This is a genomic window from Burkholderia sp. WP9 (assembly GCF_900104795.1).
GTDB lineage: Bacteria > Pseudomonadota > Gammaproteobacteria > Burkholderiales > Burkholderiaceae > Paraburkholderia.
This window is the reverse complement of sequence record NZ_FNTG01000002.1, coordinates 3,357,868-3,371,945: the sequence shown is the minus strand read 5'-3', so window position 1 is coordinate 3,371,945 and position 14,078 is coordinate 3,357,868. Positions and strand designations below refer to the sequence as shown.

The following is a 14,078-nucleotide window of genomic DNA, read 5'->3' as shown; positions in this document are numbered from 1 at the left end:
CACCATGCACGCCACGCGCAATCTGCGCGACACGCGCGGCTTCGCATTCGAATCCACACTCAGCAAGGTCGCCCGCGTGCTGACCGGTCAGTACGGCGTGACGGTCGCGTTCAGTCCGGACGGTCCGCGCGTCGAACCCGGCCGGATCGTGATTCCCGCCTACGAGTTGAATGGCGAGGTCGAGCGCGATGTGCTGATCGGCTATCTCGACCTGCTGGTCGCGCGCGCCAAGCATGCGTCGCTCGCGCAGCTCGACGCGCTGCCCGCGGGCATCGTCGCGACTCTCGCGCAAGTTGTCGAAGACCGCCGCGTGTGCGGGCAATTGCTCGACGAATATCCGGGCGCGCGCTGGTTCATCGGCAGGTTGCGCCTGCATGCCGCCGAGCGCGTGCTGCAACGCTGGCCAAAGCTGCATTGGCGCGACCGGCTGGTCTGGCTGGTGGAGCGCGCATTGTGGGACGAGCCGCCCACCCGGACTGAAGCGAGCCAGTCGCTGCTCGCCGCGTTACATGCCGCGCAGGACTTGCTCGATGAGGCGCGCGTGAGCCGTTCGACCGCGCAGAGCATTGCCGCGGCGCAGGCGCTCGTGGCGCGCGTGCGGGCGCTGTCCGCAGGCGAGGTGAACAGCATGGCGTTCACCGCGGATCCGCTCGAAGACATCGATACGGAAACGGCCGCGTCGTCGTCCGCACCGCGCGACGATGACGAAACCACGCGGCCCGATCAGAACAGCGCGACCTCGCCGCCGTCCGATCGAAGCAGTGGCGCGCAGGCGGACAACGCGGTCGGCATGGGTCAATCGCTCGCGGACGCGCAGCAGCCCTCCGAGCGTTCCGAAGGCGAAGCAGCCGGCTCGATAGCGGACGCGTCACGAGCCCGGCTGTCGATTCCGCTCGCCACCGAATTCGACGATATCCGCGATCTCACGGGCCAGGGCGACAGCGCCGCGTGGCGCGAACTACGCACGCAAGCGCGCGCGGACACCGCGCCGCTCAAGGAAAAGCTCGAACGCGCGCTGAGCGCCGACGAACGCACGCGCTGGCGCCGCGAGCAGGAGCGCGGCGAGATCGATCGCACCGCATTGGCGAAGCTCGCGACCTCGCCCGGCTACCGCACGCCGTTTCGCACGCAGCGGCCCGCCAAAGGACGCGACGTGGCCGTGACGCTGCTGATCGACCGCAGCGGCTCGATGGCCGGGCGCAAGATCGAACTCGCGCGCCAGTGCGCGGCCGCCTTGTGCGATGCACTGACGCAGTTGTCGTTCGACTGCGAAGTACTCGGCTATTGTTCGGTCGAATCCGTGCCGATGAAGCAGCTCTATGAGCGGCAGCGGGCAACCGGCGCGGACTTACGGCGCTATAACCGCTTCGTCGAACGACTCGATCTGAAAGTCTATAAACGCTTCGGCGCGACCGACATGAGCGGGATCGCCGCCATCGACTGCGGGCACGAGAATCCGGACGGCGAGGCGCTGGCCTGGGCCGCGACACGGCTTGCCGATCACCAGGCCGAACGGCGCATTCTGATGGTGTTTTCCGATGGCTACCCGTCCACCGGCGACGGCGATCCGCAGGTGTTGCGCAGCGATTTGCGCGAGCGCGTCGCGGCCATCGGCAAGCGCGGTATCGAACTGGTCGGAATCGGCGTACTGACCGACGCGGTCGAGGACTTCTATCCGCACAACGTGGTAGTGAGCCGCCTTGCCGAACTGCCCGCGACGGTGTTCTCCGTACTCAGTTCGATGCTGCTCACGCGGTAACGCCGGCGCCCACGCGGCTCAAAACGCGTTCAGTGGAATCTTCAGGTAACGCACGCCGTTGTCTTCCGGCTCCGGCAAGCTGCCCGCGCGGATATTGACCTGGATGGCCGGCAGAATCAGCGTCGGCATGCCGAGCGTGCGGTCGCGCGCGGTGCGCATCGCCACGAACTCCGCCACGCTCACGCCGTCGTGCAAATGAATATTGCCGCGCCGCTGTTCAGCCACCGTGGTCTGCCATTGCGGCCCGCGTGACGGCGGCGGATAGTCGTGACACATGCACAGCCGCGTGTCGGGCGGCAGCGCGAGCAGCCTGCGCACGGATTCGTACAGCGTATGGGCATCGCCGCCGGGAAAGTCGCAGCGCGCCGAGCCGACGTCCGGCATGAACAGCGTGTCGCCCACGAACACGGCATCGCCGATCCGGTACGCCATGTCCGCCGGCGTATGGCCCGGCACATGCAACGCCTCCCCGCTCAACTCGCCGATGCTGAACGTCTCACCCGGCTGGAACAGATGGTCGAACTGGCGGCCGTCGGCAGGCACGTCCTCGCCGAGATTGAAGATGCGCCGGAATGTGCTCTGCACGATCCGAATGCTCTCGCCAATGGCAATCTCGCCGCCCAGGGCTTCCTTCAGATACTGCGCGGCCGACAGGTGATCGGCATGCGCGTGCGTTTCGAGCAGCCACTGAACACGCAGCTCATGCGCGTTGACGAACGCGACGACGCGCTCCGCCGACTCCGTCGACGTACCGCCCGACTTCGGATCGTAGTCGAGCACCGGATCGATCACCGCGCACGCCGAGCCTTCGGACGCGTAGACGACATAGGTGAAAGTACCGGTGGTGGCATCGTAAAACGCTTCGATCTGAGGCGTCATGGTCGGCTCCTCAACTCACGCCGCTTGCGGCTTGAACGGATACTGTTCGATCTGGCCGCCGCGCGCCACCACCACCGTGCTTTCGGGAATCTCTTCCCACCAGCCCGGCAAGTCCGCGAGCGGTTCGGACAACACCAAAAACGCATTCGCGCCGACCGCCGCAATGCGCGGATCGTCCGGATACAGCTCGTGCAGATGACGGAACGAGGTGCTGTGAAAAAGCGAGCGTGACTGCCTTTCGCTCGAATAGCGCACCGCTACGATCTGCTCGCCGTCGGTGACGCACACCGTCATGTTCAGCGGTTCATCCACGCCGTGCTCGCGGCCGGTTTGCTCGACGAAGGCGACCATCCGCTCTAGCGCGGTGACCGGCGCCAGTTCCAGACCGAAGGTCAGCGCGAGGAAAAACATCACCTCGGAATCGGTCGAACCTTCGATGGACGGAAACAGATCGGGGTCGATCTTCACCATCAGATCGCGGCGCACGGCCGGATAGTTGCGGATCAGACCATTGTGCGCGAAGAGCCACCGGCCGTGACGGAATGGATGACAGTTGGTTTCCTGCGAAGGTGTATCCGTCGCTGAACGCACATGCGCGACGAACAGCGGTGCGCGGATCGCCCGCGCGGCTTCGCGCAGATTGCGATCGCTCCACGCCGGCTGGATGCAGCGGTAGCGAAACGGAATATCCGTCGGATCGCCGTACCAGCCGATGCCGAAGCCGTCGCCATTGGTCGTGGTGTAGCCAAGCCGCGAATGCAGGCTCTGGTCGATCAAGGAGTGTTTGGCGTTGAACAGCACCGTTTCCAGTTGAAGCGGGTTGCCCGTGTAAGCGAGCCAACGGCACATGGAGTGTTCTCCTGTCGGGTGCGTGAGCGCCCCCGGTGCCGGACGGAACAGGCAGGCCGCCGGGGATGCGTCTATTTGACCACCGGTTGCAGTGTCGCAATCGGAATCAGGAATTCGGAGAAGCCGGTCAGCATGATCTGCACGCCGATGCACAGCAGCAAAAAGGAAGATACACGCATGGCGACCTTGGTGCCTTCCACGCCGAGATACTTGGCGAAAATCACCGCGCGGCTATAGACCAGATACACCGTGACGGCCACCGCGAGCGAGATCACGACCGACGCAATGCTCGAAATCACGAACTCCGAGAGCTTATGCGTGCGGTTCGCGGTTAGCGCGATGGCGGTGGCGATCGAGCCCGGCCCGGTGGTCAACGGAATGGTAAAGGGGAAAAACGCCTTCGACATTGCGTTGTCCGCGTCCACCCGTTTGACTGCCGGCTGCTCGCCTGGTTGCGTGTCGGGCGCGTTGAGCATCTGCCAGCCGCCCACGGCGACGGCGAGGCCACCGCCAATGCGCAGCGCCTGCATGGAGATGCCGAAGAAATGCAGGATCGGCGTTCCGATGAAGAACGCCACCAGCAGCACACACACCACGTTGATAGCGATCTTGCGGGCCAGCAACGTGCGCTCTTCCGTGCTCAACGAAGCAGTCCGGTCGAGGAAGACGAAAGCAATGCCGATCGGGTTGATGATGCTGATCAGCCCGGTAAAGCCAAACAGAATGTCCGGGATCAGACTTTCGACCATATGCGTTTCCGTGTCGAGCGGCGGCTCGGGTAGCTCGTCTGTGTACCCGGCGCGCCGCGCCATGTTGATGAAACCGGAGTCTCTCCGGCGATTCCGATGACGCTTGCGTTGCGTGGCGAGATCATATCGCGGCGCGCCAACCAGGATCGTAAAAAAGCCCGGCGCTTGAGCGTGTGCCGCGGCGCGCCACGCCGCGCTTGCCGCCTTGCAACGCAGCAACCGGAACCCATGAAGGTGCGCCCGCAACTTTCAGAAAGCCTACACTTTTTTGACCTGCTTTACGCGACCAAAGCATCAGGCATACAGTCCCCAGCGAAGCCGCACTTTCAACGAGACGTACTTACCAGTTCGAGGAGTTGCCCCCCATGTTGCTTCGTGTACTCGCCGCGCTGCCGTTCATCGGCATTCTGCTCGGTGTCCCGTTTGTAAATCGTGTCGAGCCGCTGATGCTCGGCATGCCATTCGTGCTGGCCTGGATCGTCATGTGGGTGGTGCTCAGTTCGATCATCATGGCGATCATCTACCGTCTGGACCCGTCCAACCGTCAGCTCGCCGTGGATGGCGAGGAGGCCAGCTCATGAGCGCACTCATCATCATTGCGGCGATTACGCTGTTTGCGCTTTACCTGGGCGTGCGCGCCAAGCGCGGCCACGACATGAGTCTCGAACAATGGACCGTGGGCGGCCGCAGCTTCGGCACGGCCTTCGTGTTCCTGCTGATGGCAGGCGAAATCTATACGACCTTCACCTTCCTCGGCGGCAGTGGCTTTGCTTATGGCAAGGGCGCGCCGGTCTATTACATTCTGGCCTACGGCACGCTCGCGTACATCCTTTCGTACTGGATGTTGCCGCCCATCTGGCGTTATGCGAAAAAACACCGGCTCGTCTCGCAGCCGCACTTCTTCACGCGCAAATACGAAAGCCCCGCGCTCGGCACGCTGGTCGCATTGGTCGGCGTCGCTGCGCTGATTCCCTACCTCGTGCTGCAGCTGAAGGGGCTCGGCATTATCGTGGCGACGGCCTCGTACGGGGCGATTTCGTCGACGGCGGCCGTGTGGATCGGCGCGTGCGTCGTGACCGCTTACGTGATCGTTTCGGGCGTGCGCGGCTCGGCGTGGAATTCGGTGGTAAAGGATCTGCTGATTCTGGCGATCGTGCTGTTCCTCGGCATCTATTTGCCGCTGCACTATTACGGCGGCTTCGGCGAGATGTTCCACGCGATCGACGCCGCGCGCCCCGGGTTCCTGACCTTCCCGGCCAAGGGCTCGAGCGTGACGTGGTTCCAGTCGACGGTATTGCTCACGGCACTCGGCTTCTTCATGTGGCCGCATACGTTCGGTTCCATCTTCACCGCGAAGGACGAACGCATCTTCCGCCGTAACGCGATGGTCCTGCCGCTGTACCAGCTGATTCTGCTGTTCGTGTTCTTCGTGGGCTTTGCGGCGACCCTGAAGGTGCCGGGTCTGAAGGGCGGCGACATCGACCTGTCGTTGTTCCGCCTGTCGTTGCAGACCTTCGACCCGTGGTTCGTCGGCGTGATCGGCGCGGCCGGGATTCTGACCGCGCTGGTGCCCGGCTCGATGATCCTCACGTCCGCGTCCACGCTGCTCGCCAACGACGTGTATCGCGGCATGGTGAACCGCAACGCGTCGGACGCCACGGTGGCGACGCTCGCGCGTGTGCTCGTGCCGGTCGTGGCGCTGGTGGCGGTCGGCTTCACGCTGCAAGGCGGCGAAACCATCGTGGCGTTGCTGCTGATGGGTTACAGCTTCGTTACCCAGCTATTCCCCGCGGTGATCTGCAGCCTGCGTCCGCATAACCGCGCGACCAAACAGGGCGCGTTTTGCGGGATTCTGGCGGGCGTGGCGGTGGTGGCCGTGACGACGACCATGCACCTGAGCGTCGGTCAGTTGATGCCGTTCCTGCCCGACGCGTTGAAGGACGTCAATATCGGGTTCCTCGCGCTGGCGGTGAATATCATCGTGTTCGCGGCGGTGAGCGCGATGACGCAGCCGCGGCCGGTCGAGCAGACCCACGCGCCGGTGCATTAAGACTTTTTCCGGCAGTTGTCGAAAGGGGCTGTCGCTTCGGCGACAGCCCCTTTTCATTTCAAGCCCCGCGCCTGCGTCGAGAAACAGAAAGTCAAATCTACACACGAATGAAGAAAACGCATCGCCGTGCGGCGCACGGTCAAGACATTTAAATAGGCGCCCGCAGCCAAAAAGCCGCTTGTCCGCACTGCAACACAAACCTTGCGCGCCGCCACAATAACGACCCAAACATCAGGCACACCCCTTGCTGAAAGGACAGTTCAACGCATCTCACCGCACTGTGCAAGTGCACAAATCCCGTCCTTGGGGGCCGCTTTGCCGCTCAACGTTCTTCTCGTCGCTTCCGAAGCCCTGCCGCTCGCCAAATCCGGCGGACTCGGCGACATGGTCAGTGCATACGCCGCCGCTCTGCGCGATGCCGGCGTCGATGTCTCGATCCTGATGCCCGCCTATCCGGCCGCGCTCGAACGCGCCGTCGAGGTCGCGCCGGTCGCGCGCATGACAGGCCTGCCCGGCGGCGACGCACGGCTCCTGCGCGGCCAGATGCCCGACACCGGCATACCGGTGCTGCTTCTGCAGATGGATCACCTGTTCGCGCGCGAAGGACTGTACCGTGATCCGCAAGGACGCGACTACCTGGACAACCTGACCCGCTTCGCCTCGCTCGCGGCAGCGGCCGCGCGGGTGGCGCGCGGCGTGCGCAACGTGAAGCGCCCCGACATCGTGCACGCGCACGATTGGCATGCAGGACTCACGCCGCTTTACCTGCGGCTCGCGGGCGTTGCCGCGAAAAGCGTGTTCACGATTCACAACCTCGCGTTCCAGGGCAACCATCCGCTCGCCATGGGCGGCTGGATCGGCGTGCCGCCCGAATTGCTGGCGCCCGCGCTGTCGGACGAACGCAGCATCGAGTTCTACGGCTCGCTCAGTATGATGAAAGCCGGCATTGTGCATGCCGATCGCGTCACCACCGTGAGCCGCCGCTATGCACGCGAAATCCTGACGCCGCGTTTCGGCCACGGCATGGAAGGCGTATTGCAGGCGCAGGCGGGCAAGCTGTCGGGCATCGTCAACGGCATCGACACGACGGTCTGGAATCCCGCCACCGACAAGCTCATCGCCCGCCCCTATTCCGTCGACGACACCGCCGGCAAGCAGGCCTGCAAGCGTGAACTGCAGCAGGCCTTCGGTCTCACGCGCGATCCGTTCGCGCCGCTGGTCGCGATCGGCAGCCGGCTTACCGAACAGAAGCTCGCCGATGTCGTCGTGCATACGCTGCCGGCGCTGCTCGAACGGCATCCGCGCTTGCAGTTCGCGATTCTCGGTCAGGGCGAGCATGGTATTGAACAGGCACTGCAGGACATCGCGGCGGCATGGCCGGGGCGCGTCGGCGTGCAGATCGGCTATGACGAGCGGCGCGCGCACATGCTGCATGCGGGCGCGGACATTCTGCTGCATGGCAGCCGCTTCGAACCCTGCGGACTCACGCAGCTCTACGCGATGCGCTATGGCACGATTCCGGTGGCGTCGCGTGTCGGCGGCCTGGCCGATACGATCGTCGATTATCTGCCGTACGATCCTCGCGGCGACAGCAAGGCAACCGGCTTCCTGTTCGACGGCGAAGGCCCGGACGACGTCATGCATGCACTGGGCCGCGCGCTGTCCGCGTTCGTGGAGCCGTCGTCGTGGCACGTGTTGCAGCGTAACGCGATGAGCCGCGACTTCGGTTGGGACACGTCGACTTCGAACTATCTCGCGCTGTACGCGGATCTGGTGGATGCACGTCCGGCGCTGCGCGATACGCGGATTCGCAAGACTGCGGTTCGGCCGCGGGCGGCTGCCGCTGCGAGTGGCCGCAGGGAAGACTTCAATGCGGGCCTCGGCGAGATGGCGCGCAGCGCGTAGTGGCGTGATGGGGGATTCGTAATCAAGTTTCGTAATCGGTTTGAGGCACCCGGCTAAGGTTATCGGCTACGCGCCGCAACTGACACGTTATGCTATGCGGCCTGCCCATGTTTCGTGGAGTCGCCGATGCATTCGCCCGTTCTCCGGGTCGCCCGCCCCACTAACGACCTGCATAAGGTCACCGATTTCTACACCCGCGGGCTGGACTTCGAAGTCCTCGCGCGCTTCGAGAATCACGCGGGCTTCGATGGCGTCATCGTGGGACGGCGAGGCTGCCCCTGGCACATCGAGTTCACGCATCAACACGGCGTGACCGTGGACCGGGCGCCGACCACCGAGCACCTTCTCGTGCTCTATCTGCCTGAGCGCGATGCATGGTGTGCGGCCGTCGAACGGCTCGAAGCGCTCGGCGCAATGGCCTGCGAATCTGAGAATCCCTATTGGGACCGTCAGGGCAAAACTTTCGAAGATCCGGATGGCTATCGGATCGTTTTGCAGAACAGTTCATGGGTCGACACGTCACCGGCTTCTTCTGCGCATACGGACGATTCGCCACGCATGACGTCATGACGCGCGGGCCTTTCGCGCTCCCACACTTTTTCCACCCCGCCTGCCGAAAGCCGCTTGACAGCTTGCCCCGGCATTAGGCAAGCTGCGGCGTGCAGAACGTCTGCACTGCGAGTCCGGTTTGCTGTTGCCTCTGTTATCCCGCGCTGTCCGAATGATCTCGCTGCCGTCTTGCACGGCGCCTTCGCAAGGGTCGCAATGTACAGAACACGAACTATCGCTGCCGCGCTATTGGCCATCGCCCTCGCCGCCTGCCAGACGGCGCCCACCAACGACTTCGCCAGAGCCCCTGTCGCCCCGGTCACCGCCAGCAGCGCCGACATCCGCTCGATCGCCAAAGACGCCTATCTCTACGGCACGCCAATGGTCGATTCATACGGCATCATGTATGCGTTTTCGGTGGACTCCACCAACCCGCAATACAAAGGCCCGTTCAATTCCATCCTGAACATCTCGCGCGTCTTCACGCCGGACGACACCGCCTTCGTCACACCCAACTCCGATACACCTTACTCGTTCGCCGGCCTCGACCTGCGCGCGGAACCGGTGGTGATCACCGTCCCGCCGATGGACCCGAAGCGCTACTTCGTGTTCCAGTTGATGGACCTCTACACCTTCAACTTCGCGTATATCGGCAGCCGCACGACGGGCAACAACGGCGGCACGTTCCTGATCGCGGGACCACGCTGGAACGGGCAGACGCCCAATGGCATCACGCAGGTCATCCGTTCCGAGACCGATCTCGTGAACGTGGTCGGGCGCACGCAATTGTTCAATCCGGACGACCTCGACAACGTCAAGCAGATTCAAGCGGGCTACAAGGTGCAAACGCTGTCGGCGTTCACCGGCAGCAAACCCGCACCCACCGCGCCGCCAGTGCAGTGGATCAAGCCGATCGCACCGGCCACCGCGCGGACATCGCTCGAGTTCTTCAATGAACTTGCCTTCGTGCTGCAATTCGCGCCGGTCAATCCGGACGAAGCGGGGCTGCGCAGCCGCTTTGCACAGATCGGCGTCGTGCCCGGCAAACGGTTCGATGTCAACGCGCTCTCGCCCGAGCAGAAAGCGGCCTTTCAGGCCGGCATGCAGGATGGTCAGAAGGCGATCGACGACAGGCGCGCTTCACTCGGCGGCAAGACCGACACGCTATTCGGCTCGCGCGAGTATCTGAAGAACGACTACGTGGCGCGCGCCACCGGTACCCAGGTCGGCATCGGCGCGAACTCGCGCGAGGAGGCGTTGTATCCGGTGCTCGACAAGGATTCGGCCGGCCAGCCCCTCGACGGCAGTCAGCGTCGCTACGTGCTGCGGTTTCCGAAGGGACAATTGCCGCCTGTGAATGCGTTCTGGTCGGTGACCATGTACGCGCTGCCCAGTCAGTTGCTCGTGAAGAATCCGATCGATCGCTATCTGATCAATTCGCCCATGCTGCCGCAACTCAGGAAGGATCGCGATGGCGGCCTGACGATCTATATTCAGGCGAAGTCGCCGGGCAAGGGCAAAGAGGCCAACTGGCTGCCTGCGCCGGATGGACCGTTCATGATCACCATGCGCTTCTACTGGCCCAAACCTGTGCTGCTGGACGGCAAGTGGAAGACACCGGTGGTGAAGCGGGTGAAATAGGTTTGGCGCGTGTGTGATGCGTGCTGCGTGCTGCTTGCTGTCTAATGCCTGGTGCCTGGTGCCTGGTGCCAGGTGCCTGGTGCCAGGTGCCTGGTGCGAGCCATGAATGGCTCGCACTGAACGCGTCACGTCGAAGTCTTCTCGATGCATCGGCAACCCGCTTCTAATTCTGCCGCTTGCCGATAATCACGATGCCGCGCGACAGTCCGCTCACGCTATCCACCGCCAGCGCCGCTGCGTACAACTGCGCGACCGGCACCCAGACGGCCGGATATTTGTAGCGCGCCACATCGAGCAGCAACGCGCTGTCGCTCGCCGAGTCGTAAGCGCCGAGCGGCGACCAGTGTCCGCCACCCGCTTCGCCGATTTCCATGCGCCGGAAATTCAACAGCACGAAGCGGTCGTTGTGCGCCGTGGTCGCGCGCACGATATCGCGGAACTGACCGAGCGACAGGTCTGCGGCGTGATATTTCCTGACCGCGACCGGAAATGCAGTGAGGGCCGTGCTGAGCTGGTCGAGCGTCATGCCCTCCCTCGACACCTGCGCGGCGTTGGCGACCTGCGGATCGATTGCGCGGAAAAAATCGTCCTGCGAGAAGAACGGAAAATCCGGGTATTGCGTCGACTCGGGCCGGCGAATGCCCAGTGCATTCAGCGCCATGACCGACGTGGCCACGGAGCAATAGGCTTCGTTACGCTGGGTTTCGAAATACTGCGAGAGCGGCCAGTATGACTGGTTGGACGCTGCACCCGTCAATCGTTTCTGACCGGCCGGCTGCGCCAGCGCAACCAGGTTTGGCGGGACCGGCAGCGACCCTGCGGCCGTGCGGGCTGTAGCCTGAGCGCCGGGCTGATTGCCGGCCTGATTGCCGGGCTGTGCGGCCGGTTGAATGACAGCCGGTTGCGCGACGGATTGAGCGACGGATTGAGCGACGGGTTGAACAGGCGCGGGAGGCACCGGCGCGCAGGCAGCCAAGGCAGCGACCAGAATGGCGACGAGCCACTCCGGCTGCTTCAAGCGCCCTACGGCGCGCATCATTGAATATCTGGACATGGATCTTTCCGCTGGGACCGAATTCGCATCGACCACGATCGCGCCGGCGCATGAATCATGCACACGTCGTCGAGCCTCGTTTTTGTAACACGAAACAAAGCTCAGCGTGCGCGAGGTCATCGCGTAGGGGTATTCGAATGCCGGGGCGGAAAGTGAAGCTGAAGAGGCACAACCCTGCTCCGCACCGAGGATGCGCACACGCAAACATGCACACACGCGCCGAGTGTGCGCTCAGTCAGCTTTCGCCGTGAAAGCGTAACCGTTTTTGCCGCTGCGCTTGACGCGGTACATCGCCTCGTCCGCCGCGGCGACGAGACGCTGGTAATCGCCGACGAGGTCGGGAAAGCTGGCAATGCCGATACTCGCGCGCACCAGCCCGAGTCCCATCTGCTCATCGGTCGCCACCACGCACGCAATCAGCCGCCGGGCAACCTCGGCCAGTTCGTCGGCGGTGGAGAATTCGTGTATCAGTACCGCGAATTCGTCGCCGCCAATGCGCGCGACAACATCGCGTTTGCGCACCGACTCGCGAAAACGCCGCGATACCGCGATCAGGAATTCGTCGCCCGCACGGTGGCCATGCGAGTCGTTGACCTGCTTGAAACCATCCAGATCCACATACAGCACGGCGATTTTGCGAGGCGCCGGTCCTGCCTGATGGTTCGCCGCTGCATCGTCGAGCACGGCGAACAGCTGGCGCCGGTTCGGCAGCGTGGTGAGCGGATCGTGCAACGCGGCGTACTCGAATTCGTACGACTCGCCCACCAGTTGACGATTGCGTTTGGCGTACATGCCGAGCGCGGTGAGCAACAAACAGAACAGCAGCGCAGCCAGCGCGATCAGCACGTTCGCGACGTGGGCAACCCGCAGGCGTATGTCCGCGCCGTTGGTATCGCGCTGTGTCCGCCAATACGCGGAGACCGTGGCAAGCAGCGCTTCGGTCTCGCTCAGACTGGCGTCAGCCATCAACGCTGAGCCGGGCATGTGCGGCGCAGCAGACGGGCTGGCGTTCACCAATGCCGCGAGCGCCCCGAGGCGATCGGCGAGTTCGGCACGTGCCTGCCGGTAACCCTGCGCTTGCGCCTCGCGATCACCGGGGCGTTGCCGCCATACCTCGACCATGGCGCGCGCACTGTCCGCGCGCCCTGCCGCTTCGAGCACGAGCCCGGCGTATTCCTGCTTCAACTGATCGGAGAAGATCGTTCTGATCTGCGAGGCGAGATACAGAAGACCAGCCAGCAGACAGACCAGCGAGGCGCCGGCCAATATGGCGGGCGCCCGCCTGAACCGGGTCATGAAGGCGCCTGCCGGACCCATGCGAGCGCCACGGCGTCGCTCAGGGATGGGAATAGATGTCTTGCCGATTTGCGTTGCCATGCTGCCGATAGTTCACTCGACGAAAAAAGAGCCCGATGCGGGTGAACGCGTTGTCTTTATGCTTCGCGTTCGCCAAGGTCGTACGGCGCTCCTGCGGCGTTGCACGACTATCTTTACCCGCTCGCGACGGGGCCGCTTGCTGCACGGCAGGCGTGCCGACGCTTGCCGAACGTCGGGCCGCGCTGGCAGAGGAAGCAGGCGCGTCGGGCGCCGCATCTGTCACGAAGTTTGTCTGGACCGTCGGTGGCGAATGCCGCTTGACCTCACCAGAGAAGGTGGCTAACTGCCCGCCCGCTTCCGGATCGTCGGCGGTTGGCGCTGCCGTCACCGTCGGGCTGCGTTCCGCCGCCGCTGACGGCAACGATGTCGCGCCGTTGGTTCGTGCAACCACTGCCGCACTCCCGGATGCGCCGCTACCGAGCGCTTGCCGTGCGCCGGCCATTGCTTCGGTGTAGGCCTTCTGATCGTGATTGAACCAGACACCGTACGCCACCGTACCCATCACGCCGATCGCGAGCGCGCTGGCCACAGCCACGCACATGGCGAAGCGTCCGAACCGCGGCGGCGCAGCGGAAAGTGGCAAACCGTTCATTCGGCCGCCGACATCCAGGCCGGCGGCCAGAGAGTGGGGCAAGTTGGGATCATTGAACATCGCAGTACTCTCCGAAATCCTTATGTCTGATCTGTCGGCAGGCTTTATTCACACGATCCTGCAGATCGAGGCAAAGCCGCTCGACGAATTGAGCCCCCCTCAACGCACGAGAACAACACGGCAATGCTGCGCTTTAAACGGCGTCTTGGCGAGGCAGGGTTGCGTCGGAGAAACAGGTAAAACTTCTACGACGCTGGTAGTCGAGCGCGGTGTCGGCAGCCTTCGCAAGGTGCGTCTGCAGGCCGTGCAAGCCGCACGCGGCGGGCATCGAGCGGACGGCTGTGGGGTGATGCGACAGCCACGCTCAGGCGCAATGGCTTGCTCGCGCTTGACGTCTCATGTCTTAAACGCAAGTGCCATTCCCGATATCCGGCCATTGGCTGCAAACAATGACAAGCACCGCCTGCACTCGCGCGGGATCAGATCGAATCGCGGCGCGCGTGGCTTGCCTTGATCGGCGCGGAGAACGCCGCATCCCGCCTCCACGAGCACCGGTCAATCACCTCGTGTCGCGCGCCTGCCGGCGACGCTCGCGCTGGCGTCTGGAAGCTCGGTTTCGGCGCGAGGCGGCTACTGTTATTTTGAGTGTGGAGACTGCGTGTGGAAACCCGGGT

Annotated in this window: 13 protein-coding genes; 7 read left to right on the top strand and 6 right to left on the bottom strand. The window is 63.8% G+C overall.

Annotated features, from left to right (window positions below):
* Window positions 1-4 precede the first annotated feature (4 nt).
* On the top strand, window positions 5-1,759 hold the full coding sequence (locus tag BLW71_RS36120; RefSeq protein ID WP_091808241.1) for a cobaltochelatase CobT-related protein: 1,755 nt from the start codon (window positions 5-7) through the stop codon (window positions 1,757-1,759).
* An 18-nt stretch (window positions 1,760-1,777) separates the two neighbouring features.
* On the opposite strand, the gene BLW71_RS36115 is transcribed toward BLW71_RS36120, so the two are convergent.
* The 3 genes from BLW71_RS36115 to BLW71_RS36105 form a co-directional block, all read right to left on the bottom strand.
* Window positions 1,778-2,638, bottom strand: coding sequence for an MBL fold metallo-hydrolase (locus BLW71_RS36115; RefSeq protein ID WP_091808239.1), 861 nt, complete (start codon window positions 2,636-2,638; stop codon window positions 1,778-1,780).
* 15 nt (window positions 2,639-2,653) lie between these two features.
* Window positions 2,654-3,487 carry a class II glutamine amidotransferase gene (locus BLW71_RS36110; protein ID WP_091808237.1) on the bottom strand — a complete coding sequence of 278 codons (834 nt, stop codon included), beginning with the start codon at window positions 3,485-3,487 and terminating at the stop codon, window positions 2,654-2,656.
* 71 nt (window positions 3,488-3,558) lie between these two features.
* On the bottom strand, window positions 3,559-4,236 hold the full coding sequence (locus tag BLW71_RS36105; protein WP_091809292.1) for a MarC family protein: 678 nt from the start codon (window positions 4,234-4,236) through the stop codon (window positions 3,559-3,561).
* Between the two features lie 365 nt (window positions 4,237-4,601).
* Here BLW71_RS36105 and BLW71_RS36100 point away from each other — a divergent pair, with 365 nt between their 5' ends.
* The 5 genes from BLW71_RS36100 (at window position 4,602) to BLW71_RS36080 (ending at window position 10,381) form a co-directional block, all read left to right on the top strand.
* Window positions 4,602-4,817, top strand: a complete 216-nt coding sequence (locus BLW71_RS36100) for a DUF3311 domain-containing protein (protein ID WP_091808235.1) — start codon at window positions 4,602-4,604, stop codon at window positions 4,815-4,817.
* Entirely contained in the window at window positions 4,814-6,286 is a 1,473-nt protein-coding gene (locus tag BLW71_RS36095) for a sodium:solute symporter family protein (protein WP_091808232.1), read from the top strand. The genes BLW71_RS36100 and BLW71_RS36095 overlap by 4 nt, the downstream gene beginning before the upstream one ends.
* A gap of 315 nt (window positions 6,287-6,601) precedes the next feature.
* Window positions 6,602-8,191 carry a glycogen synthase GlgA gene (gene glgA / locus BLW71_RS36090; RefSeq protein WP_091809290.1) on the top strand — a complete coding sequence of 530 codons (1,590 nt, stop codon included), beginning with the start codon at window positions 6,602-6,604 and terminating at the stop codon, window positions 8,189-8,191.
* Between the two features lie 126 nt (window positions 8,192-8,317).
* Window positions 8,318-8,761: a VOC family protein gene (locus tag BLW71_RS36085; RefSeq protein WP_091808230.1), complete on the top strand. Its 444-nt coding sequence runs from the start codon at window positions 8,318-8,320 to the stop codon at window positions 8,759-8,761.
* A gap of 195 nt (window positions 8,762-8,956) precedes the next feature.
* Window positions 8,957-10,381 (top strand): DUF1254 domain-containing protein, encoded by a 1,425-nt coding sequence (locus tag BLW71_RS36080; RefSeq protein ID WP_091808228.1) that lies wholly within the window; start codon window positions 8,957-8,959, stop codon window positions 10,379-10,381.
* A gap of 163 nt (window positions 10,382-10,544) precedes the next feature.
* Here the strand turns inward: BLW71_RS36080 and BLW71_RS36075 are convergent, their stop codons facing one another.
* The 3 genes from BLW71_RS36075 to BLW71_RS36065 form a co-directional block, all read right to left on the bottom strand.
* Window positions 10,545-11,435, bottom strand: a complete 891-nt coding sequence (locus tag BLW71_RS36075; RefSeq protein WP_091809288.1) for a phytochelatin synthase family protein — start codon at window positions 11,433-11,435, stop codon at window positions 10,545-10,547.
* 231 nt (window positions 11,436-11,666) lie between these two features.
* Window positions 11,667-12,731: a GGDEF domain-containing protein gene (locus tag BLW71_RS36070; protein WP_091809286.1), complete on the bottom strand. Its 1,065-nt coding sequence runs from the start codon at window positions 12,729-12,731 to the stop codon at window positions 11,667-11,669.
* A 40-nt stretch (window positions 12,732-12,771) separates the two neighbouring features.
* Window positions 12,772-13,464: a hypothetical protein gene (locus tag BLW71_RS36065; protein WP_091808226.1), complete on the bottom strand. Its 693-nt coding sequence runs from the start codon at window positions 13,462-13,464 to the stop codon at window positions 12,772-12,774.
* Window positions 13,465-13,486: 22 nt separating this feature from the next.
* On the opposite strand from BLW71_RS36065, the gene BLW71_RS41275 reads away from it, so the two are divergent.
* Window positions 13,487-13,918, top strand: coding sequence for a hypothetical protein (locus BLW71_RS41275; protein WP_143048423.1), 432 nt, complete (start codon window positions 13,487-13,489; stop codon window positions 13,916-13,918).
* The last annotated feature ends 160 nt before the right edge of the window (window positions 13,919-14,078 follow it).